General features: G+C 67.6%; 14 protein-coding genes and 6 pseudogenes. 6 read left to right on the forward strand and 14 right to left on the reverse strand.

The annotated features are described in order from the left end of the window. Positions 1-39: 39 nt before the first annotated feature. The gene (locus ACIBCU_RS33230) at positions 40-450 is read left to right on the forward strand and encodes a hypothetical protein (protein ID WP_362928487.1); all 411 of its coding nucleotides are present in this window, start codon (positions 40-42) and stop codon (positions 448-450) included. Positions 451-1,103: 653 nt separating this feature from the next. On the opposite strand, the gene ACIBCU_RS33235 is transcribed toward ACIBCU_RS33230, so the two are convergent. Both ACIBCU_RS33235 and ACIBCU_RS33240 read right to left on the reverse strand, forming a co-directional pair. After that, complete coding sequence (locus ACIBCU_RS33235) at positions 1,104-1,259, reverse strand: hypothetical protein (protein ID WP_362928489.1); 156 nt, start codon at positions 1,257-1,259, stop codon at positions 1,104-1,106. A 321-nt stretch (positions 1,260-1,580) separates the two neighbouring features. After that, positions 1,581-3,830 carry a glycosyl hydrolase gene (locus ACIBCU_RS33240; protein WP_399236012.1) on the reverse strand — a complete coding sequence of 750 codons (2,250 nt, stop codon included), beginning with the start codon at positions 3,828-3,830 and terminating at the stop codon, positions 1,581-1,583. A 71-nt stretch (positions 3,831-3,901) separates the two neighbouring features. On the opposite strand from ACIBCU_RS33240, the gene ACIBCU_RS33245 reads away from it, so the two are divergent. Next, on the forward strand, positions 3,902-4,630 hold the full coding sequence (locus ACIBCU_RS33245) for a DUF2625 domain-containing protein (protein ID WP_399236014.1): 729 nt from the start codon (positions 3,902-3,904) through the stop codon (positions 4,628-4,630). Here the strand turns inward: ACIBCU_RS33245 and ACIBCU_RS33250 are convergent. The 3 genes and pseudogenes from ACIBCU_RS33250 to ACIBCU_RS33260 form a co-directional block, all read right to left on the reverse strand. Further along, complete coding sequence (locus tag ACIBCU_RS33250; RefSeq protein ID WP_399236016.1) at positions 4,580-5,323, reverse strand: IS5 family transposase; 744 nt, start codon at positions 5,321-5,323, stop codon at positions 4,580-4,582. The two genes, ACIBCU_RS33245 and ACIBCU_RS33250, sit on opposite strands and share 51 nt — an antisense overlap. Positions 5,324-6,568: 1,245 nt before the next feature. Continuing rightward, on the reverse strand, positions 6,569-7,015 hold the full coding sequence (locus ACIBCU_RS33255; RefSeq protein ID WP_399236019.1) for a hypothetical protein: 447 nt from the start codon (positions 7,013-7,015) through the stop codon (positions 6,569-6,571). Positions 7,016-7,318: 303 nt separating this feature from the next. Beyond that, positions 7,319-7,527 (reverse strand): annotated as a pseudogene (locus ACIBCU_RS33260) (integrase core domain-containing protein); the annotation flags it as partial. 1,187 nt (positions 7,528-8,714) lie between these two features. On the opposite strand from ACIBCU_RS33260, the pseudogene ACIBCU_RS33265 reads away from it, so the two are divergent. After that, positions 8,715-8,981: pseudogene (locus tag ACIBCU_RS33265) on the forward strand (DDE-type integrase/transposase/recombinase); the annotation flags it as partial. Positions 8,982-9,104: 123 nt separating this feature from the next. On the opposite strand, the pseudogene ACIBCU_RS33270 reads toward ACIBCU_RS33265, so the two are convergent. Next, positions 9,105-9,585, reverse strand: a pseudogene (locus ACIBCU_RS33270) (MarR family winged helix-turn-helix transcriptional regulator). A 478-nt stretch (positions 9,586-10,063) separates the two neighbouring features. Here ACIBCU_RS33270 and ACIBCU_RS33275 point away from each other — a divergent pair. Then, a pseudogene (locus ACIBCU_RS33275) lies at positions 10,064-10,384 on the forward strand (transposase family protein); the annotation flags it as partial. 185 nt (positions 10,385-10,569) lie between these two features. Here ACIBCU_RS33275 and ACIBCU_RS33280 read toward each other — a convergent pair. From ACIBCU_RS33280 to ACIBCU_RS33310, 7 genes and pseudogenes are all read right to left on the reverse strand, one after another. Continuing rightward, on the reverse strand, positions 10,570-11,082 hold the full coding sequence (locus ACIBCU_RS33280; protein ID WP_399236144.1) for an RICIN domain-containing protein: 513 nt from the start codon (positions 11,080-11,082) through the stop codon (positions 10,570-10,572). Next, a pseudogene (locus ACIBCU_RS33285) lies at positions 11,059-12,669 on the reverse strand (glycoside hydrolase 43 family protein); the annotation flags it as partial. The pseudogene ACIBCU_RS33285 and the gene ACIBCU_RS33280, both read right to left, overlap by 24 nt. 472 nt (positions 12,670-13,141) lie before the next feature. Then, positions 13,142-13,283 (reverse strand): annotated as a pseudogene (locus tag ACIBCU_RS33290) (IS701 family transposase); the annotation flags it as partial. A gap of 45 nt (positions 13,284-13,328) precedes the next feature. Beyond that, positions 13,329-14,435 carry a ricin-type beta-trefoil lectin domain protein gene (locus ACIBCU_RS33295; RefSeq protein WP_399236021.1) on the reverse strand — a complete coding sequence of 369 codons (1,107 nt, stop codon included), beginning with the start codon at positions 14,433-14,435 and terminating at the stop codon, positions 13,329-13,331. A 373-nt stretch (positions 14,436-14,808) separates the two neighbouring features. Further along, positions 14,809-15,144: a hypothetical protein gene (locus ACIBCU_RS33300; RefSeq protein WP_362928493.1), complete on the reverse strand. Its 336-nt coding sequence runs from the start codon at positions 15,142-15,144 to the stop codon at positions 14,809-14,811. Next, positions 15,062-15,610, reverse strand: a complete 549-nt coding sequence (locus tag ACIBCU_RS33305) for a glycoside hydrolase family 5 protein (RefSeq protein ID WP_399236024.1) — start codon at positions 15,608-15,610, stop codon at positions 15,062-15,064. The genes ACIBCU_RS33300 and ACIBCU_RS33305 overlap by 83 nt, the downstream gene beginning before the upstream one ends. 348 nt (positions 15,611-15,958) lie before the next feature. Continuing rightward, positions 15,959-17,428: a glycoside hydrolase family 43 protein gene (locus ACIBCU_RS33310; protein ID WP_399236026.1), complete on the reverse strand. Its 1,470-nt coding sequence runs from the start codon at positions 17,426-17,428 to the stop codon at positions 15,959-15,961. A 585-nt stretch (positions 17,429-18,013) separates the two neighbouring features. Here ACIBCU_RS33310 and ACIBCU_RS33315 point away from each other — a divergent pair. Next, a protein-coding gene (locus ACIBCU_RS33315; protein WP_399236146.1) for an IS3 family transposase occupies positions 18,014-19,131 on the forward strand; the annotation gives its coding sequence in 2 pieces (ribosomal slippage) (positions 18,014-18,263 and positions 18,263-19,131; 1,119 coding nt in all). Positions 19,132-19,181: 50 nt separating this feature from the next. Here the strand turns inward: ACIBCU_RS33315 and ACIBCU_RS33320 are convergent. Continuing rightward, the gene (locus ACIBCU_RS33320; RefSeq protein ID WP_399236148.1) at positions 19,182-20,624 is read right to left on the reverse strand and encodes a non-reducing end alpha-L-arabinofuranosidase family hydrolase; all 1,443 of its coding nucleotides are present in this window, start codon (positions 20,622-20,624) and stop codon (positions 19,182-19,184) included. A 684-nt stretch (positions 20,625-21,308) separates the two neighbouring features. Here ACIBCU_RS33320 and ACIBCU_RS33325 point away from each other — a divergent pair. Next, on the forward strand, positions 21,309-21,596 hold the full coding sequence (locus ACIBCU_RS33325) for a transposase (protein WP_399236028.1): 288 nt from the start codon (positions 21,309-21,311) through the stop codon (positions 21,594-21,596). Positions 21,597-21,769: the final 173 nt, after the last annotated feature.

Consider the following 21,769-nt stretch of genomic DNA (forward strand, 5'->3'; position numbering starts at 1 on the left):
CGGATCAGTCAGCGAAGACGAGATACCCGAGGCCCCGCCATGAACGACGCCCCGCACCCGCCGGACCGCACGGACGACGAGCTGGCCCGGCTCGACATCACCGTCCTGCTGCGTTACGGCCTCACCGCCGATCCCGGCCCCCGGCGCACCGCTCTGTTCGGCGACGGCGCCGCGGCCGCGGCCGTCGTCCTCGACCGCCTCGGCACCGAGCCGCGCTCGGTCGCCTTCCTCGCCGACACCGTGCGCGCCGGCGGACTCGCCCGCGCCGCGGAGCTGCCCGAGCCCCTGCCCGGCCGGGACGCGGCCGTTCTCGTACGGGAATGGCTGCTGGCCGGCACCGAACTCGTGGGCGGGATCGCGGCCGACGACACCGCGGCAACGTGGCTGCGCGCTGTCGCGACCATCGTCGAACTGAAGCAGCTGACCCGGGCGCGGGGCCGAAGTACGTGATCTGAGCGGTTGATCCGACGGCGTGAACCTTCTCCTTGAACGTCCCGATCAGGGAAAGTCCCTGGACCTGGGGCCTGGACGTCGAGTCAGGCTTCGCGTCGAGCGAAGCCACGCCGACCGTGAGGCCGTCAGCGTGGCTTCGGTGGTCCCTGCGTGACGCCGGAGTCTCACGCCTTGGGGATTGCCGCTCACGAAGGCCGCCAGCGGCGGACGGAGTCGGGCGTCGTCGGACCACTGCTCCTCGGCACACGGCTGGCAGGACGCGGTCCGTGTCGAGGAATGCCGGGCGGTGGCTGGCCCACGAAGCGCGTTCCTTCTGGGAGGACGTCGCCCGCGTCGACGCTGACCCCGGAGCGGCCGGCTTGGTAGATGCCCAGCCATTCACCGCCCACGTCGAGCTTGAGGGCGGTGGTGCCAAGGTTCAGGCCGGCGAAGAGTTCGTCTTCCAGCCCGACTCCCACGCGGGCAGAGACGCCCAGCTCGTTGCCGGCACCTGCTGGAGTGGCCGGAGGCCCCGTCCTTGGAGGTCATGGTTCGTGAACGGAGTCCCCAGCCACCTTCTCCGGTTCCCCCGAATAACACAGCCGATGGCCAGTCCTCCCGCAGAGTCTCTCGCGGAGATGGCCGGGAAGTGCGGGTGCAACGGCGTCGGGCTAGAAGTAGTGCTTACGCCCGCCGACCTTGCGCCCGCTTGCACCAAGGAGCCACAGGATGGCGCCCACCACGACGAGCACACCTCCGATGGTCGTCAGCAAAGAAATGCCGACCAGTAGGCCGATTATGAGCAGAATTGCACCGAGCAGAATCATGGCAGTTCCCATCCTCGAGTTTTGCGGGCGTGTACGAAAATCCGCTTCGCAGCGGTCTCGTCGCGCCCGACCGGTACGAACTGGCTGACTTCGAATCGACAGCGGTTAGGTCTCTGCTGCGCTCATCCTGGTGCCCCGCGACATCACGTTCATGCACACATCACGGTCACAACGAGATCCGTGAGCTTCACGATTGCCCTTTGGCGAGCAGCGGCGACGGCGTGGGCATCGAGCCCCGGCGGCCTCGCGGCGCGCACGAGCTGGGCCGACCGCAGCGGCGGGCCCGGCCTGAGATGCTCGGGACCCGCCGCGCGACGAGGTCTAGACGTACGGGATCTTCACGACCGCCGCGTCCGTGCCGGTCTGCACCTGGGACGTGCCGTTGCCCAGCGCGTTCCAGATCTCCAGGCGGACCGTTCCGCCCCTGAGGTTGGCCAGGCTTCCGGTCACCGCGGTGGTGCCCACGGCCTGGGTGTACTCCTCCCACCCCGTGACCGGGTCGGTCGCGAAGTAGCGGAAGGTCTCGGTCCGGTCGAACGTGCCGTCACCGGTGAGGTCGTAACTGATCCTGACCTGCGGGGCGAGCCCGACCTTCGTACCCCCGTCGACCCGGAGGCGGAACGCAGTGGACGCACCCGCCGCGAGTGTCCCGTCGACCTTCTTGATCTCGTAGACCGTCGGCTTGTACGGCGTACCGTCCCGGTTGACGCCGTCCGCCGAGGCCAGCGTGTCGGCTCCCGCCGCGCCGTCCGTGGCGGTGGTGAGGGTTCCGCCGGACTTCAGCCGGAAGGTGTTGCCGGTGGACGGGCCCGGCTCCTCGGGATCCGGGTCGGGGTCCCCGCCGCCGGTGCCCGTGCCGGTGGCCGTGGAACGGGCCGGAACCGCGAGGGTCGCGCCGTCGGAGAAGGTGACTGTGCGGGCGGTGGGACCGTGGTTGTGGGCGCTGTACGTACGGACGCCGTTCTTGGCGAAGACCGCCGACGTCGGGATGTCCCCGCTGACGGTCGGATCGGGCGCGCCCAGGCTGTCGAGCGTGGTGATCCAGTGGTATGTGTGGGCCTTGGACTCACCCTGCTCCGGGGTGTAACCCGCGTTCCCCGCGTCCCACTTGGCCTTGGCCGCCGCCGGATCGGCCAGCGACTCGAACTCCCACAGGAGGTCCCGCCACTCGACGGCGGGACCGCTGTTCTCCCGCTCCATCTCGGCGATGTTCCGCTTGATGGCTGCCTTCTCGCGGGCCAGGTGCAGTGAACCACCGGTGACGGGTAGGACGTTGATGCCGTGGATCTCCTCCGGGTTCGCGGTCCACCAGGTGGAGTACGCGCCGCCGCTGCCCCAGACCATGCCGACCGTGTCGTGCCCGAAGGAGCCCGGGAAAACCTGCTGGTCGGCGTCGAACCAGTACTGCGTGATCGCTTCCGACTCGGTGGTCAGCAGGTAGCTGCCGAGGTCGCGCAGCCCGGTGTCACCCGTCGCCGCGCCCCACAGGACCAGCCCCGCGCTGAGGTTGACGGACTCCGAGGAGGACTCCTGGTTGTTGCCCGCCGCGAAGCCCTGGTGGCCGGAGGCCCAGCTGTGGCCCGCGTACACGTCGAAGCCGCGCAGGAACGGGTACGCGGCATCCGTCCGGCTGGGGTTGGCAGCGTCCCGCACCAGGGTCTTGACCATGGTGCCCCAGGCGGAGTCGGCGGCCCACGCCTGGTCGTACTGGGCGACGATCGCCGCCGCGTACACGTAGTAGCTGTAGTGGAAGTGGTGGTCGTTCAGCTCGGTGTCACTGCCGTACGAGGCCGGGTAGCCGGTGAGGGTCTTCCAGCTCTTGTCGTAGCTGAACTCAGCCGCGCCGCCTGCCGTGAACCACTCCTGGAGGCGGCCCTTCATCAGGCCGAGCAGCTTGTCCCGGATGCCGGTCTGGCCGACCTGGTCCGCGACGGGCACCAACTGGGCGAGTCGGCCGAGCGCCTTGCCGGTCCAGTACGTGTCACTCGCGCCGGAGAACGGGTCCGAGGCGTTCGCCACCTCGTTGAGGTAGCCGGTCAGCCGCGCCTTGTCGACTCCGCCGGACGCGGGCAGGGCGGGCAGCACGCCCTGGTTCTTCTGGCTGGTGGTGAAGGACGCCGACTCCCGCACCTTCATGGTGCCGCGCGGGGAGACGTACGCGTACGGCGTGAGGGCGTCCGTGGTGTGCAGCCACTGGTGGCGGTACAGCGCCTGGAGCGTGCCGCGTTCGGTGCCCTCCTCGGCCTCCGTGGTCAGGCTGTAGATCGCCCTGACCGTGCCTCCGGTGGATTCCCAGGCCACCTTGGAGCCGGTGACGAAGCTGAAGGCGTACTTCCGGTAGGTCGCGAGCGCGTCCGTGGACGGCAGTACCGCGAGCGAGAAGTAGTCCTTGCCGCCGAGGCCCGCGGTGATCGTGGAACCGGAGACGGCCCAGTCGCTGCCGGTCGGGGCGAACAGGGCGTAGTGATGGCCGGCGACCGTGACGCCGAGGACGTTGCCGTTGTCCGCGAAGACCGTGGGGGTGCCGGCCGTGGTGATGCGGGCGTCACCGCCGGAGCCCTTGGCGTACATCTCGATAGGCGGTGGGCTTATCGAAGTGCCCTGCCGATTGGGGTGCAAGGTGCGGGTGCGACGATGCGGGCATGCGTGAGTTGAGTCAGCTGATCGACGTTGAGGAACCGGCCTGGCCGGAACTCAGGCAGGCACTCGGTGCCGGGCCCGTGGCCGTCGAAGTGCTTCCTGCCGACAGCGACCTGGGTAGAGCGTCACTTCTCCAGTTGCAGGTCACGGCCAGGTCGTACCTGGGCGCGGTGGTACTGCACTGCGGCGGTCTGCTCGTGGACGGCGGATGGTTGCGGGTCTTTGGCAGCCCCGTGGAAGGGGCGGCGCATGGGGTGCCGGGCCTGGCTCGGGTCAATCAGTTCCCGGGAGCGTTCGACTCCGATTGGCGAGCGGATACGGGCCTGGTGGTGGGCCAGGACGTGCTGGGCGGGGTCTTCGCTGTCAACGGCGGAGCTCCCGCCAGCGCTGGCCGCCCCGGAGCTCCGGGAGAGATGGTCTACTTCGCTGCGGATTCGCTTCGCTGGGAGGCTCTGGGCGTCGGCCACTCGGCGTGGATGGCCTGGCTGGTGTCCGGGGCGCTTGATGAGTTCTACGCGGATCTTCGCTGGCCCGGCTGGCAGGAAGAGGTCCGCCCATTGAACAGCGATCAGGGCTTGTCGCTGTTTCCGCCGTTGTGGTCTGCCGAGGCGCGCCAAGATCTCTCCGCGACCAGTCGTCGCGCCGTGCCCATGACGGAGCTGCTCAGCGTCGCCCGGGACTCATGCCGACAGTTCGATGGGGTTGATCCGGGCTTTCTCGGCGCCGTGTGAACCGGTCAGCCGGTCCAGCCGGCGGTAGCAGATCAAGGCGGCGGCGATCCCTGCGAAGGCCAGGAAGTGTTCCGCCTTGCATTCGTAGCGACGATGCAGGCGGCGGCAGCCGGCCAGCCATGCCACCGTTCGCTCGACGGTCCACCGATGGCGACCCAGCCGCTGGGAGGACTCGATACCCCTGCGGGCGATGCGCGGGGTGATGTTCCGGGCGCGGAGCCACCTGCGGAGGTGGTCGTAGTCGTAGCCCTTGTCGCCGTGGAGCTTGGCGGGCCGCCGCCGACGGTGCCCGCGCCGGGATCGGATCGGCGGGATGCCCCGCACCAGAGGCTCCAGGCCCTGACTGTCGTGGGTGTTAGCGGCGGAGGTGCCGATAGACAGGGGCAGACCGGTCCGCTCGGTGAGCAAATGGATTTTTGATCCCTTCTTACCGCGATCTACGGGATTCGGACCCGTCAGGTCCCCCCTTTGGCTGCCCGCATGTTTACCGAGTCGATCGCGCACCGCGACCAGTCCAGGGAGCCGCGGGCGCCGAGCTCGTCCAGGACCAGGCGGTGGAGCTTGCCCCCATACCCTGGCTCGGCTCCACTCGGTGAACCGCCGGTGCGCAGTCGGCCCAGACGGTCCGAAGCCCGGCGGCAGTTGCCGCCACGTGCAGCCCGTCGTGGCCACGAACACGATGGCCGCCAGCACCTGCCGGCCCCATACCTACGCCGGCCGCCACCCTGGGGCCGTACCGGAGGAGCCGGGACCACCCGCTGAAACAACTCCCACAGCCCGTCCGGCACCAGCCGTTCCACCATCGTCATCACGACCGCCAGCCTAGTAAGCGAGCCTGTTGAGACGATCTCTTAAGAAGGCACACGGCCGGGCTTCTGACTCAGCGGCGCGAGGTGTTCGATCTCCCCCGGCCTATCACGCCGTGATAAGCCGCCAGAGTCCAAAGGGACCTATCACGGCGTCATAACTCGGAACCCCATGCCCGTCGATCGAGTTTGATGCCCTCTTCATGAGCCCCGATGACACCCTCCCGGACCCAGCCTTGGCCGTCGTGCCAGAGACTGCCTCTCCGCACCGGACATGCACCTTTACGATCTCGACTGGCAGACGAAGTCCCCTGGTGGGCTACCCCTGAGGCTGGCAACTCTCCCTCTAGGGCACGAGCACCTTGATCTGATGATCAGGGCTGCGACCGAGCGGGCTGAGTGGTTCGGCGTCAAGGCTGCAGGCCCGAGCCATGCAGGGAGACAGTTCGAGCATGCCCGCAGTGCAATAGAGCCTTTTGTTACCGCAGGAAGGCAGCCCATCGTCTGGGCAAGGCTGAGATCCTGCTCGACTGGGGGAGTACCAAGCAATACCGAGACGGCGCGCCCGAGCGAGCACGACGGGGAATCGGCGCTTGTCAGCCGAAGGATCGCCGGCCTCCTGGCGAAGGCCGGACATGGACGAGGCGATCGACGTCCTTGCCCACCTTGGCGGCTGGTAGCTGACCTCACGTCTTGTTGAGATCACCGAAGGGCAAGACCGTGACGAGCAGGTGCTGGAGCTGCTCCGTCCGCTGGCTGAGAGTGCCCGGCGGCCAACGCTGCTGGCTAGTGGGAACACCCCTGTCACATTGCGCAGGTACTGCAGACCCAAGTCCTCGAACGAGCGGGTCGTTTATATGAGGCAACCGCGGACCTAACGACGTTGTGCGCGCTTGAGGTCGGGGCGTGTTGGCCTGGCGGGTTGTCTGGTGGGTGCGATCAGCGCGCCGAGTCGACGGCGCTGAAGTTCGGTGAAAACGGGATGGGGCAAGACCGTGCGGCCAAGGTATTGCGTCCCATGAACACCCAACCCGCACGGCCCCCTTAACGTCACGGCGCACCCGCTGCGACTGCCGCGCAACATGATGTCGATCTGCTCTCCATCGCTTGGGGTTGCGGCAATGCGGGCGGCTCAGAATGTGTCGAGCGTGCCCACGGCCGCACGGATGTGAGCCGGCCCGAGACGCGGCCGCTCTCCGGCGCACCACCAGGAGAGCTGCCCCTCCACCTCGCACGCATGCATGCCCAGGTTGTGTTCGATGCACAGGGGCCACGCCTGCCACAGACGCTCAGCGACGGTATCCTGCGCGGCGTCGGCGACGATCGCCAAGGCATGAGCAAGGTCTTCCGCCACCTTTGGGTACAGGTGACCGCCGTGCCACTCGCCATTGGCCAGCGCAACGTAGACATACTCCGGCTCGCCCGCCTCGTAGGAAGGCTGGGCCACCAGTTGCAGGGGCCCTTGCTCAGGAAGAGTCACTGCCAAGTCCCGGTTGAGGAGCGCAAGAGCCTCGTCCCACAAGGGGTACTCGCCCAGCGAGACGCGACGGAGCCCGGGATTATCGAAGAGAGCATGCATTGGGCCATCCTCCGCTACGGACGGCCGACCCCAATCGCGCACCAGGTCGTAAACGCGCGGACATAGCTGCACGCCGCTTCCTGACTTAGAACACCCTGAGCGCGTACGCCGGACTCTTCACGCGCCATGGGCGCATCGCAGCCCTGCGCGAGCTGGGCACCGGACCGCAGGCAGGCGCGATACTCGCGCACCCCACGCATGCCTCGAAGCCGACGGCAGCGCCAAACAGGACGATGGTTCTCCGACGCGGCCAGCCTGTTGTAGGCGAGCGCCACTTCAAACGGCCAGCCTCGCCCAGCAGCCCTAGGTGTATTGACCCGCAGGGTCGTTGACGCGGCTGATCGGGGCTGGCCGCCGAGTGCGGTGTGGCAGCGGTGGTGGTTGTAGGTGTGGAGGAAGTCCGCCAGGGGTGCTGTCCGCTCGTCGTTGGAGGTGCAGGGCCGGAGGTAGGCCCATTCGTCAGCGAGGGTGCGGTTGAAGCGTTCGACCTTGCCGTTGGTCTGGGGTCGGTGACGACCACGGCTACTCTCTCGGGCCTCCCTTCTGCACATCTCACTAGGCAGTCTGAACCGAGGCCCAGACTGGCCCAGGAGAGGGCAGGTCTTCCTCGCCACTTCGTACCTGGTGTCGACGACCAGCGCCGGCTGCGAGATGTCATTTCCGGGTTCAAAGCTCCCGCCTATCACGGCGTGATAAGTACCGTGCCTGGACGGCCTTCACGGGGTGGCAGTTCGCCCAGGCCCCTCCGCCTATCACGCCGTGATAACCCGCACCGCAGGCCTGTCGATGCGCGGCGAAAGGTGGCGGCGGGTGCCTCCATCCCGACGGTGCCTCACCCAATGACTGGCAGTCGCAAGGATCTCCACCTATCACGCCGTGATAGGTCCCGTGGCCATTGCACGTCGCTGCGCCTGAGCAACTGACTCTGGCTAACGCCCACGGCCCCGGGCTGCGGCCCGGCGTACCGCGTCCTCGGCCAGAGGCGATCCCTGGCACTTCTCGCCCCTGCCGGGGGTGTGCGCAGCTTGTGCAGGACCATCCCGAGGAAGGCATGCGCATGCACGGCAAGGAGGGGCCCCAGCGCCACCCCAGCACGTAAGTCGACGAGTGCCTGATCGAGAAGGGTCCAGCCGGATAAGTACCTTGCCTCGGAGTGGGCGGGCCTCGGATTCGTTGCTGTGCCGTTCATGGGCGGCGGGTGTCGATGACACCGTCCAGGCCCCGTAGGGCGGCTCGCACGTTCTCCGCACGGAATCTGCCGCACCAGAGCGGAGCCTGGCGTCCGCTGCACGCATCGGGACGCCGGCTGAGGCCGCAGCTTCAGCACCCCGCTTGGCCAGGGCGGCGGCCTTGGTCGGTTCGCCGCGTCGAAGCCACACGATGCTCAATGCTGCAAGAGGCGGTCGGCGTTGCAGAGTGATCTCCTCGGGCACGTGACCAGCGAGACGCCTACGAACAAGCGTGGGTGTCAGCTCGAAGGATTCGCCATCGAGGGTGAACTGCATGGAACGGAGGTTAGCCTCAATCGCTCATGAGTTCTCATCAGTTCGCTGACGGGGACGCTGTGCGTGTGGGGCCTCTATGTCCTAGCCCGAGACCGCCGCGCTCTGGACCTGCTCGCGCCAGGCCCGCCGCCACCGCTCCGCCGACCGCACGCTCACCGCGGCGCGGCAGCGATCTCGCCGTTCTTCTGCTCGCCCTCAAGTCGCTCGAGCACCGCGCCCACAAGAGCCTCAACAACCGCGCCGAGAACTCCCACCAGCCCACAAGGCAACGCGAACGAGCCATGAAGGGCTTCCGGACCGTCGGCGGCGCACAGAGATTCCTGGCCGCCTTCAGCGGCATCTCATCCCACTTCCGACCCCGACGCCACCTCATGACCGCCACCGCGCACCGCATCGAGATGACCATCCGCTTCGTAATCTGGGACCAGATCACCGGCACCGCCCTGCTCACAGCAGCCTGACCCAGCGCCGACAACCCACCCCGGCACGCCCTGACACACCGTTGGACACCGACGCCCTCAACAACGTGACAGTGCCCTTCTGTGCCCATGACAGCCTCGGCGCCGTCCGGCCGCGCCCTCGGCTCAGGGCAGGCGGGGCAGCATGTCCCAGGCCGAGTGACTCAAGATCCGCAGACTCGGCGAACCGCTCGCGGTCCACGGCAGGCAGCGGCTCCAGGAAGTAGCGGAGGATGTTCTCCACATGTACGCGGGAGACGGCCACCGCCTTCTCCGCGCCCTCGGCGATCAGGCGTACCAGTCGTCCGAGCCGGTCCTCGCGATCCTCCACGCGCCGGACCAGTCCGGCCTCCTCCATCCGGTCCACCAACCGGGTCACGCCTCCGGTGGTCAGTACCTGCTCCTGGGCGATCGTGGGCATCGACAGGCCCGGATCGCCGACCCGCCCCAGAATGAGCAGCGCCTCATACGCCACATGACTGATGCCGTACCCCCGCTCCAGGGCACGCCCCAGGATGTACTCCAGCCGGTTCGCCGCCCCCTGCAGTCGCCCGAAGGCCAGCACCAGCTGATGGTCGGCGGCGTCCTTCGCCGTCGCGATCTCCATCCGCTCATCCACGGTTCCGCCGTTCCTTTCGCCCGGTCACGGTCGGGATGATCAGGTCGGGCTGGATCTGCACGACCGACTCGCCGTGCGCCAGGCTTCGCCGCCGAGCAGATCAAGTACGCGACTGCCTTCCTTCAATGGCTCGGCGAGCGGAACACCGCCCTTGCCTCCTGCGGCAGATCGACGTTGACGCCTGGTGGCCGAAAACAGCGAGCACGGCCACAACTGTTCGAAGTCCTTCCTCAACTGGGCTATGCAGAGCCGCCATTGCCGACGCTCACTCTCCATACCCGCGATGAAGGCCACCCGACGAGCCGCGCTGAGCGAAGTCGAACGCCTGGATGTCCTCGGCCGCCTGCTGACTGAGGATTTTCAAGCTGGGCCCCGGACGGGTGACGGCGGGCCGTAGGCAACGGACAGGGCTCCCGTGCCGTTGAGAGAGGTGTCTAGGTCTCAACTCTCCAGCTCAGAAGCCCTGTTGGCCCCGTACCCCGCCGTACTCGACCTGCCGCACGCACTCGTGGAGTGGGTGACGATGCTGATCGTCACCCGTGAGGGTGGCCGACGCTGCAAACTCCGGCCGTCCGAGCGTGCCGTGATCGCTCTGGCATACCTGCGCCGGCACGACCCCCTGGCCCAACTCGCCGCGGGTTTCCGTATATCCGTCGGCACCGCCCATGCCTACGTCACCACCGTCGTCGACCACCTGGCCGACAAGGCGCCGGGCTTGCTGAAGGTACTGTGCGAGACAGACCCCGACTACGTTCTCGTGGACGGCACGCTCGCCGAGTGCGACCGGGGCGAGCGGTGGCCTGACTCGTGCAAAGACTGGCTTTGGTGCCTTTCTATTGATCTGTCGGTCACCGCAGAAAGCACTCCTTTCGGACCTCGCTGTCGGCCGTGCGGCCTCGGGCGCGCAGACGGAAACCCCCCTTGCCCAGCGGGCAAGGGGGAGTTTCGGTGGGCTTGATCCGGATACCGGTGTCAGCAGGAGCGCGAGCCCACGAAGCCGACGCGGACGAGCTTCCACTGCTGGTTCGCGCCACCCCAGTCCGAGTACTGGACGATGCCGGTCCCGTCTGTGGAGGAGAAGCCCGGTACCTCGACGGCCTTCCCGCTGTTGCGGTTGATCAACCGGACGTATCCGTCCGGTGAGTCCGCCAACCGGAACTGCTGGTTCGCGCCATCGTGGTCGCTCCACTGGTTGATGGCGGCGTTGTCGGCCGTCGACCAGCCGGAGACGTCCAGCAGCTTGCCCGAGTGCCTCGCCTTCAACCGGTAGTAGCCGTCACCGGAGTCCACGAACTGGAACTGCTGGTTGGTCCCGTCATACCGGCCCCACTGCGTGATCGCGGCGCCGTCCGCGGAGCTCGCGCCCGCCACGTCCAGTGCCTTGCCGCTGTTGCGGTTGACCACGACGTACCAGGCGTTCGTGTCCACAGTGCCCGCTTGCACCGTCGGCGCGCACGCGCGCAAGTCGAAGCGTTCCACCCGCACTTTGCCGCCGAGGGTCTTGGTGGCGTGGTTGAAGACGGCGAAGCGGTAGCCCATAAAGAAGTTAGGTTTCTCGTTCATGGTGAAGGCCGGGCCGAGCGGGGTGAAGGTGGTGCCGTCGGTGCTGCAGGAGAACGTCGCCTGGCGGCCCGGCCCCGGGCTGATGTCGGCGGTGGCGCGCAGCCAGACGCGGTTGCCGGAGGCGGGGAGGTCGGCGCGGGCCTGCTCGGTGCCGGTGCTGCTGGTGTTCCAGTTGGTGTCCATGGTCAGGCCGTCGAACATCACCAGCCTGCTGATGCCGTTCTGCCGTGTGACGCCGATCCAGGCGGAGGAGTCGCGCAGCATCGCCAGCCCGGCCCGGTCGCCGTCCGCCATCCCGGAGTAGTCGAGTACCACGGTCGCGGTGGAGGCGGGGCCCTGGATGCGGCGGGTGAGGGTATTCCGGGCGGTGTAGAGGTCGTCGGTGACGGTGGCGGTCCTGAGGGTGAGACCGTTGTTGACGGTGAACGCGGCGGTGTCGGGATTGTGGTTCCACTCCCAGTACGGCGCCAGCGCGGTTCCCTCGAAGGTGTCGGCGCCTGTCATCGGTGGGAGCGGGTGCGGGGTGACCGGGTAGGGGTATGTCTCGCCCCACGTGCCGTCGACGGTCTGGAGCTCGGGCCAGCCCTCGGCGTTCCAGGTGACCGGGGCCAGGGCGGGGACGCGGCCGCCGGGATAGGCATCGATGAAGCCCATGTAGTACCAGTCGCCGTTCGGGGTGTCGACCAGTGAGCCCTGGTGCGGTATGCCGCCGCCGGGGATCGGGCCGGGCAGGTTCAACAGCACCTCCCGCATTTCGTACGGGCCGAAGGGGCCTGAGGTGGACTTCCAGATGTACTGGCCGTTGGGCGGGAGGGTGGAGAAGATGTAGTAGTTCCCGTTGATCTTGTAGAAGCGGGAGCCCTCCATCAGGTGCATGTCGTCGGGCTTGGTGAGCACGTGTTCGGACCTGACCTCGGTGCGCATGTCCGGGGAGAGCTGCGCGACGCGGATCTCGTTGGCGCCGTACGCCACGTACGGGGTGCCGTCGTCGTCGAAGAGCAGCCCCGCGTCGTAGTAGATGCTGCCGATCTCGGCGTGCCGGGTCCAGGGGCCCGCCGCGTCGGTGGCCCTGTATACGTACGACCGCTGCCAGCCGATCTGGCCCACCCAGTAAAAGGTCTTGTCGCTGGGGCGGTAGCGCATCGAGGACGCGTAGATGCCCGCGACGTACGCCCGTCCGCCCTTGAGGTCGTACGCGTCGCCGAAGTCGAGGACCGGCACCGAGTGGCCGATGAACTCCCAGTTGACCAGGTCGTAGGAGCGCAGGACGGGCGCGCCCGGCGAGAAGTGCATGGTCGAGCCGGTGTAGTAGTACGTGTCGCCGACGCGGATGACCTCGAGGTCGGCGAAGTCCTGCCAGATCACCGGGTTGGTGAACCGCTCCTGCTGGGCCGTCGTGGCCGCCGCCGCGCGCATCGCGCCCATTGCCGGCAGCGTGGCGCCCGCGACCAGGCCGGCGGTGGCCGCCATGACTCTCCGGCGGCTGTGGGGGTGTTGGAGCCAGGACATGCGAGATCAGCTTCCTCACGGGTAAGGGGACCGAGAGCCGAAGTTCGAAATGTCGGACATGATTCTGAGTGTCGAACGGGAATATAGGAGGGGGCAGGAGGGAGTGTCAACGCCGGGCGATCAACGGGTGGTTACCGGCTCGCCCACAGCAGTCGTCGTTCGGTGATCGTGCGCGCTTCGGGGCTCTCGCAGTCGTCCGGGCCAACTCCTCGTGGTCATGCCGGGAGGCTGTCCCCGTCGGAGCCCGGCCAAGTCCCGACCCCACTCGTTGGAGGGGCGGTTGCGCAAGTCCACCCCTGACACACCATCAGCCAACTGCACTCCGCACGACGTCCGTGACCAGGCCAGATAGCGAAACGCTGCTGGAGTACTAGGAGGACTCCGTTAGGTCGCTCTGGCTCTGGGGTTCTGGTTGGTGGCGGATGTTCTGGGCAGGGGGCGATGGCAGTGGTGCAGGTGCCGGTCCAGCAGTTCAGCACGTCTTGGATGGTGTCGAGGATCTGGTAGAGGGTGAGCCCGCTGTATCGGCCTTTGGGGCCAAGCGCTGCTCGGTCAGGAACGCGTGGGCGGCGGTGACCAGGGTGACGACAGCCGGTCCAGGAGCGGCCCTCGAATCCCGGGACCGGGGCGGGGAGGGGCCCAGGTCCCGGGTGCGGGGGTCATCCGGCGGCCAGAGTGGTCCACTTCTGGTTGGAGCCGCCGTGGCAGTCCCACAGTTGGAGCTGCGTGCCGTCGGCCGTGGAGAAGCCCGGAACGTCGAGGCAGCGGCCGGAGGCGGGGTTGCGGTAGCCGCCGTTGTAGGGCTGCCAGACCTGGTTGGAGCCGCCGTGGCAAGCCCAGAGCTGCACCTTGGTGCCGTTGGCCGTGCCGAAGCCGGCGGCGTCGAGGCACTTACCCATGGAGCGCAGGGTGCCGTCGGTGTAGGCGGACCAGAACTGGTTGATGCTGTCGCCGCAGCTCCAGATCTGGACGGCGGTCCCGTCGGCGGTGCCGAAGCCGCTGACATCCATGCACTTGCCGCCCAGGTCTGACTGCACCCGTGCGGGGGCCGGGGCGGGGTTCCTCAGCCACCCGGCGCTGTCCGCGGACTGGATGCCGCGGTGGAAGGCGTCGGCCATCTTCTGGTAGCCCACGTCGTTGGGGTGCAGGGCGTCGGCCAGGTCGGCCGTGGTCAGGCTGCTCATGTCCACGTATGCGACGCGCTTGCCCGCGGACTGTGCCTCGCTCACGATCTGGGGGATGGCCTGGTTGTACGCGGCACGGTACTGCTCCTCCGAGCCGCTGGTGGACACCACCAGGGAGGCCACGAGGACGGTCGCGTCAGGGACGTCGGCGGTGATCTGGTTGACCAGCGACTTCAGCCGGTCGGCGGCGGTGGAGACCTGATAGCTCCCGGCCAGGTCGTTGGTGCCGATCATCAGCGTCACGACGTTGGGCCGGTAGCGGGTCAGCGAGACGTCGGCGAGTTCGGCGATCTGGTGGATCCTGTATCCCTGGTAACCTTCATTGTCGGGGTCGGACATCGAACCGCCCCGCAACGTGCCGACGAAGTCCAGCGGATGGCCGTCCGTCGCGAGCTTGTCCCACAACGGAGCCCGGTAGCCGTTGCCCGTGCTGCTTCCCACACCCCAGGTTATCGAGTCGCCCAACGGCATGACCCGCAAAGGCGTGGTCGAGGCGGCGGAGGCAGGTGCCACACCTGCTGCCATCACCCCGAGCGCGGCAGTGACCAGCGTGATGAGGGGCAGGATCCAAGGCTTTCTCATACAGTCGTCCTCTTCTGCGAGTGAGTACTGAATCTGGCGCGGGCTGCTCGCCGTTCGTGTCGGCAACTCGGCTGCTGTGTCGTCCCGTTGGCATCGGCGGGCACATGTACTGGCGGAACGGCGTGGTGGGGAACCGCTTGCGAGGTGAGTGAGGAAGGGACTCCCGTGCCGAAGGGCCGCAGCCCTTGATCGCTCCGGTGAGCATGGAGGTCGTCCTTCAGACGCTCGTAGGGCTGGTACTCGTGGTAATAGGCGGCGCCGAACAGGACGCGCGGAGGCAGAGCGGTCATCGGTATCTCCTGTGGGACACGGAAGAGCCTCGGCTGCCGAGGTCGGGACGTGACCCGGGCAGCCGGGACGTATCTGGGATCGGTCAGACGGTCGAACCGGTGACCTTCGAACCGTCCCTCGTCACCTGGTACTTCACGGTGGCACCGCTGTAGAAGTGGAAGGTCAGATTGACCTTCTCGCCGTCCCGCAGGGCCTTCAGGTAGTCGGGCATCAGCGTGATCTTACTGTTGGCGTAGTCCGGCCGGAACGCCTTGTTGAACTCCTGGTACGGGTTCCAGTCGATCAGTCCGGCATTGCCGCCGCTCGCGTACGTGGACTCCATCGCCGCGATCTCGTCACCCCGGAAGTGGGTGGTGACGTAGAACTCGTCGGTGGTGCCCTTGGACTCCGCCTCCGGCGTCGGACGGTCGACCGTCACCACGTCTGGCGTCGTCGAGCGAGGTGATCGTCCGGTGGAGGTCGTCCATCAGCTCCTGGGACGGGGTGCCGACCTGGCTGGTCAGGACGAGCAGCCGGTCGTCGTTGTTGCCGCCCGCGTCGCGGACGATTCGGTGGAAGGAGACCTGGAGTTCGTCCAGGAGCTTCGCCTTCTGCTCGGCGGTGGCGCCTTCGAAAGTGGGCTCGTTGATGGCCTCGAACAGCAGGGTGCGCGGGGCGTCCTTGAACCGCTCGGCGATCTGCGTCCAGGTGGCGTCGAAGCGGGCACGCACGGTGTCGTGCTCGGTGGCGATCTTGCTGACCCACTGCGAGGAGTCGTGGTGCACGTTGAGGACCACGTACGGGCCCTCGTCCAGGGCATACTGGACGACCTGTTCGACACGGTCCAGGTAGGTGGCGTCGATGGTGTAGGGGGCGGTGGCGGCCTGGTGGTCGGACCAGGTCACCGGGATACGGACGCTGCGATAGCCCTCCGCGCGGACCTTGTCGAGCAGCTCGCGGGGTGGCCTTCGGGTTGCCCCAGGAGGTCTCCTCGGGGATCGCGTCCAGGGTGTTGCCCAGGTTCCAGCTGGGCTGCATCGCGGCGACGGCGGCCTTCGCGGAGGCCGGCACCTTGAGAGCCGCCGGGGTTGCCGGGTCAGGGGCGGCGTGTGCGGAGACGGTGGTGAGGCCGAGCATCACGGCCAGCGCCAGGAGCAGGGTGGCCAGGCGGCCCGGCGCTCTTCGGCGGCGTATGTCCTGCATGGTCGGTTCCTTTGGGTGTGGTGATACGGCGACGAGGTGCCGGCGCCGGGTCAGGGGGTGAGCGGCTCGTAGGTGAACCGGTCGAAGTGGACGGTTCCGGCGGCTGCGTACAGGCCGATGACGCGCCCGGTGAAGCCGCCGGCGACCTCGGTGGAGAGGTAGCGGCCGTCCAGGGTGGCGAGGGCGGTGAAGGTGCCGTCGGGTTCCTCGGTGCCGAGGGCGATCACGTCGGGGCCGGTGCGGGCGTCGTGCGGTGCGGGCGGCGGGGTGACCTGTACGCCGAGGACGAGGGGGTTTGCGGGGCCGGGGCGGGTGGCGACGACGGCGCGCACCGTTCCGACGCGGGAGATCACGCGGACCTCGTTCCCGTCCGACTCGATGTCGTAGTGGTGCTGTTCGTCGAGCCGGACCGCGAGACCCCCGCAGCCCTGTGACACGTCGACGGACGTACGGGCCCGGCAGTTGAGATGGAGCTGGCGGCGGCCGGTGAAGACCGCGTCCGGTGCGTCCAGGGAGGTGCCGCGGGCGTGCAGGGTCAGTGAGCCGGGGCGTTCGGTGGTGGTGCAGTGGGCGGGGGCGCGGTCGCGGAGGGAGATCCAGGAGGGATGGAGTGCGGAGGCGTCGAAGTCGTCGTGGAACGGTTCGCCGGCAGGGGACTTCTCCGGGGCGGTGATCTCTCCGACGACCGGCCAGCCGTTCTCCCAGGTGACCGGGGCGAGGAAGGTCTCGCGGCCGAGGACGTGCCAGCCGGGGGTGCCGCCGCCGGGACGGACCGCGAGGAAGACCATCCACCAGGTGCCGTCGGCGGCCTGGACGAGATCGGCGTGGCCGGTGTTCTGGACGGGGTGGTGGGTGGAGCGGTGGGTGAGGACCGGGTTCGCCAGGCACGGCTCGAAGGGGCCAGCGGGGGAGGGGCCGCGGGCGATGGAGACGGAGTGTCCGCGCTCGGTGCCGCCCTCGGCGATCAGGAGATACCAGTGGTCGCCGATCCGGTAGAGGTGCGGTGCCTCGGGTGCCTGGGCGCCGGGCGCGCCGGACCACATGCGGTGCGGGGTGCCGAAGGTCTCCCCGGTGGCCGGGTCGATCCGGACCTGGGAGACCCCTGCCACGGTGCACCAGCAGGTGCCGTCCTCGTCCCAGACCAGGTCGGGGTCGATGCCGGGGACGCCGGGCGCCGGGATCGGGTCCGACCAGGGGCCGGCCGGATCGGTCGCGGTGAAGATCATGTTGCCGGCGCCCTCGGCGCAGTTGGTGACGATCAGCCAGAAGCGGCCGTTGCGGTGGCGAAGGGTCGGTGCGTAGATGCCGGCCGAGGACGGCATGTCGAAGGGCAGCCGCAACTGCTCAGGCCGGGTCAGGGCGTTGCCGATCTGGGTCCAGTGCAGCAGGTCGCGGCTGTGGAAGACCGGGATGCCCGGGAAGTACTCGAAGCTGGAGCAGACGACGTAGTAGTCCTCGCCGACCCGGCAGATGCTGGGGTCGGGGTGGAAACCGGGGATCACCGGACTCTGGTCGGACACCGTGCGGCCTTTCACAGAAGGGCGGGGTGGGGAGCGGCCCCGCACGCAAGCGGGACGGAATACGGGGGGCGCCCCCGGTCGAGGGGAAGGCATTGACCACATCTGTCGAAGCGCTTCACCTCGGGTGGGAAGTTAACCTTATGTTTTGCGCGAAACAAGTAGTTGAGCAAGGGGAAACTTTCTTCCTCCCTGGGTGTTGACGCCCTCGTGCGGGGAGTGAAACTGTCGATGCGCTTCGACAACTGGCGTTACCGCCAGGTCAGTTCAACGCACAGCGACGTCCACCTGTGTTGGTGGGCGTCACTCGTGCCCCCCAACTTCAACGTCGGGCAACAGTGGGGGCGCCGGAAGCGCTGCGGCCAGCCAGCTGGCCGATGGCGACGGCCGATGATTTTCGTGAACCGGAAATCGTGACGACGATAGAAGTCGTTCGGTTCGTTTTTCGCCTCTCAGGGGCGACGCGGTTCAGGAACGACCAGCCCGCTCGGTCCGTTCACGTACCGGGGTGCCGCGCTCGACTGAGGTGATCCCGGCGGTGTGGACACTCTGACAATGGATCTTGCAGATCCGAGGAAGGGTGTCCTGGTGGGACGGAAGTCTCCGTATCCGGCGGAGTTCAGGAATGATGCCGTCGCGTTGTACCGCGCGGCGGGTGGGAAGCGCGCGTATGCGGTGGCGGCGGATGTCGGGGTGACCGGCGAGACGCTGCGCAGTTGGGTGCCCCAGGCCGATGAGCAGGTGGGCCGCGGCAATTGCGACGAGCCGGTCGCCGAGGGCAGGGATGAGGAACTGGCCCGGCTACGGGCGGAGAACGGCCGGCTGCGCAGGGCGGAGAAGGAATGGGAACTCGAGCGGGAGATCCTGCGCCGGGCGGCCCAGTATTTCGCGAAGGAGATGAGGGCATGACCCTCCGCTGGGACTTCATCTCCGACAACCGGGCCGACTTCGGCGTGCAGCGGATATGCCGGGTGCTTCAGGTCTCGCGCTCGGGCTTCTACCGGTGGATCGCCGGCGCGAAGGCCCGCGAGGTGCGCCAAGCCGCCGACGACGCCCTGGCCGCGGAAATCCGCGAGATCCACACAAGCACGGCCTGGAGGGCCTCCATCTGCGGCGCCGTAAAACGCACCACGGTCCCGGACCGCCTCGCACCGCCTACCGCGGACCTCGTCCAACGTGACTTCTCCGCCGGGCAGCTGGACGAGAAGTGGTGCGGTGACGTCACATATGTGCAGGTCGGCGGGTCGTGGCTGTATCTCGCCTGCGTCCTGGACATCTGCTCACGCCGGGTGCTCGGCTACTCGATGGCCACCCATATGCGGGCCGAGCTGGTCATCGACGCCCTCAAGATGGCGGTGGCGGCCCGCGGTGGCCACGTGGACGGCGTGATCTTTCATGCGGACAGGGGCTCGCAGTACACCGCTGCCGCGTTCGCGCAGGTCTGCGACGGTTTCGGGATCCACAGGAGCATGGGCCGGGTCGGCTCGAGTTACGACAACGCCCTCGCCGAGTCGTTCTGGCAGGGCCTCAAGAGGGAGGCGATGCACCAGAGGCTGTTCTCGACGATGCGTCAGGCGAGGCTGGAGATCTTCCAGTGGCTGACCTACTACAACGCCCGCAGACGTCACAGTGCCCTCAAATACCTCTCACCGGTGGAGTTCGAACAGCAGCATCTGCGAGCAGCTAAACTCTCAATCGCGGCATGAGCCCCTGTGTCCACACTCCGGGGGACGCCTCACCTGCGTCACGCCACCGACTAGCGCTGCAGTGTCAGCACGCCCGGCCGGTACGGCAGGAGACCGTAGTCCCCGCCGTCGGTGCTGGGGTCGCGCCCCTGGTAGAGGAACTGCAGATTGCAAGGGTCAATGGTCTTGGTCTGGTCGGGGTTGGTGCGAACCAGATCGCCGTGGCTGATGTCCCTTGTCCAGGCCGTCGCGCCGCTGTTGGCACTGCCGGCGAAGGGGTTGGTCACGGTGTCGGCCCCGGCCTGCGGTGTCCACGTGCCGCCCAGGCTGGTGGCCGTGAACGAGCGGAAGTAGCGACCATGCCCTGTGTAATTCTGGGCCTCGACGATCATGAGGTACTGGTTCTGACCCTGAACCTTGTAGACCTCGACCGCCTCGAACAGGTTTTGCGGCGTGTCGCTCATGATCTTCGAGAACGAACCGAAGGTGCCCGGGAAGTTGCCGATGGGCATGCTGGCGCGGTAGATGCCGCCCTCATCGTCGGCGAAGAACATGTACATGTTCGTGTCGTCGCCGATGAGGGTTACATCGAGGGGGCCCCCCTTCGGGAGGGTGCCCGTGAACAGCTCCTGCTGCGGGCTCCAGCCGTTGGGGTTGGTGGGGTCGCTCGAGGTGCGGTATCCGAAGCTGTATGGCCAAGCCCCGTTATAGGCGAGCACCCAGAGGTTCTTCGGGGCGAAGTAGAACAGCGTCGGCGCGATGCCGTCGAAGGGGATCGTGTTCTGGGTGGCGGTGGCCATGTCGGACCAGTTCGTGAAGGGGCTGAAGGCCGTCAATCCCCAGCGCCCATCGTCACCGGCGAGGGTGTTGTGCGTCGTGGCATAGACGATGTGCTTGCCGTTGTGCTTCACGGTGGTGAAGTCCTTGAGCGAGGCCCACCCCGCCTTCGGCTGCGCCAGCGGGCCGGTCGATGTCCACCGGTACGTCGACGGAAGAGCACACGCGTTGCTCCCCCCGGACAGGCCGGTCCACTTCTGGTTGTCGCCACCGGTGCACGACCAGATCTGCGCTCCCGTGCCGTTGGCCTTGCCCCAGCCCGAGACCTCCAGGCACAGCCCGGACCGCACGCCGACGATCGTGCCGTCGGGGTTCACCCGCCACTGCTGGTTGTCACTGCCGTTGCACGTCCAGATCTGCACCGGGGTCCCGGACGTGGTGGCGCCGCCCCGGACATCCAGGCACTTGTTGCCGTACACGGTCAGCTGGTTGCTGTCCGTCAGCGTCCACTGCTGATTGGTTCCACCGTGGCAGTCCCAGATGTGCACGTTGGCGCCGTCGGTCTGGCTGAAGCCCGACACATCGAGACACCGGCCGGAATCAACACCGCGCATGTCGCTGGTGGTGGCCGCCTGAGCCGGGCCGGCGACGAGCAGCGCCGCCAGCGCGGCCAGGGCCGCGACCGCAGCGGCGAGCACCGCGGACGGGCGTCTGAGGCTGAAACTACGTCTGTGCATAAGGACCTCGTCATCCTTGAGCAAGCGGCTCCGGTCTTCCCCGTCAGAGGCTGTCCGGATGCCGGTGTGGTGCGGCCCTGGCTGTCCGATATATCGAACAAGGGTCGAAGTGTCGAGCAATTGGATGGTAAAGACCTGGTGATCAGCGTCAATACTTCTCACACAATCCGCGGGCAGAAACGTTCGCAGGCTGAAACCAGGCGGCTTCAAGTCCCGTTGTTGTACGGGCCTTTGGCTGAGGGTCAGGTAGCGGTGCGGGCGCGGGCTTGGACAGGCACCGTTGCCGTACTGGTTGCCGCCGCTCCCGAAAAGGTTGCCGCCCGCCCAAGTTTTTTCGGACTCGCTGCCGGCCGTGCGACCTCGGGCGCGCGCCCACCGAAACGCCCCCTGCCGTGCCCAGCGGGCAGGGGGCGTTTCGGTGGGCGTCGACCCCCGGCCGCCATCGGCCCGCACCGTCACGCGCTGGATCCTCACGCACCCCGACGCTCTACCCGAAGGCGATCGGCTCCACCTCAAAGCCGCCTTGGCCAACTGCCCCGAACTGACAGGACTCGCCGAGCGACGTCCGCTCCTTCGCCCACATGCTCACCCACCTGCAAGGCGACTGAGGTTCCCCCTGTCGGCCGGACAGCTTGATACTGGGCCGGATGGTCCCGGAGGAAGCAGTCACAGGTAGTGAGTAACATGAACAAGCGGTACACGGCCGAGTTCAAGCGGGATGCGGTCGCCTTGGCGTTGTCCTCGGAGAAGACGGTCACCGAGGTCGCGCAGGATCTGGGCGTGGGTCCGGAAGGGGTGCGCGGGTGGGTGAAGCAGGCGAAGGTCGACCGCGGTGAGGGGCCCGCCGGGGCTTTGACCACTGCGGAGCGTGAGGAGTTGGTCCGGCTGCGGCGGAAAGTTCGCGAGCAGGAGGCCACGATCGAGGTTCTGGGAAAAGCGACCGCCTTCTTCGCTCGGGACAAGATGAGGTAGACACTGCGGCACGGTGTCGTTTCATCGATGCGGAGAAGGCATCGGAGGGTAATCCTGCAGGTCAAAGCGTTGTGTTTCTGTGCCGTGTGCTGGGGGTGCCCCGTTCCACCTACCCGCAACCGGCTCCGTCGGCACCCCGCCTACGGGTACGTCACCCCGCTCGAAACGAGATC

The sequence above is a fragment of the Streptomyces sp. NPDC051064 genome, assembly GCF_044455985.1.
In the GTDB taxonomy this organism is placed as follows: Bacteria; Actinomycetota; Actinomycetes; order Streptomycetales; family Streptomycetaceae; genus Streptomyces.

Excerpts from the sequence above, each read along its gene's own strand:
- ACIBCU_RS33230 (WP_362928487.1), top strand. The coding sequence starts at position 40 with ATGAACGACGCCCCGCACCCGCCGGACCGCACGGACGACGAGCTGGCC.
- ACIBCU_RS33235 (WP_362928489.1), bottom strand. The coding sequence starts at position 1,259 with ATGATTCTGCTCGGTGCAATTCTGCTCATAATCGGCCTACTGGTCGGC.
- ACIBCU_RS33240 (WP_399236012.1), bottom strand. The coding sequence starts at position 3,830 with ATGTACGCCAAGGGCTCCGGCGGTGACGCCCGCATCACCACGGCCGGC.
- ACIBCU_RS33245 (WP_399236014.1), top strand. The coding sequence starts at position 3,902 with ATGCGTGAGTTGAGTCAGCTGATCGACGTTGAGGAACCGGCCTGGCCG.
- ACIBCU_RS33255 (WP_399236019.1), bottom strand. The coding sequence starts at position 7,015 with ATGCATGCTCTCTTCGATAATCCCGGGCTCCGTCGCGTCTCGCTGGGC.
- ACIBCU_RS33295 (WP_399236021.1), bottom strand. The coding sequence starts at position 14,435 with ATGAGAAAGCCTTGGATCCTGCCCCTCATCACGCTGGTCACTGCCGCG.
- ACIBCU_RS33320 (WP_399236148.1), bottom strand. The coding sequence starts at position 20,624 with ATGCACAGACGTAGTTTCAGCCTCAGACGCCCGTCCGCGGTGCTCGCC.
- ACIBCU_RS33325 (WP_399236028.1), top strand. The coding sequence starts at position 21,309 with ATGAACAAGCGGTACACGGCCGAGTTCAAGCGGGATGCGGTCGCCTTG.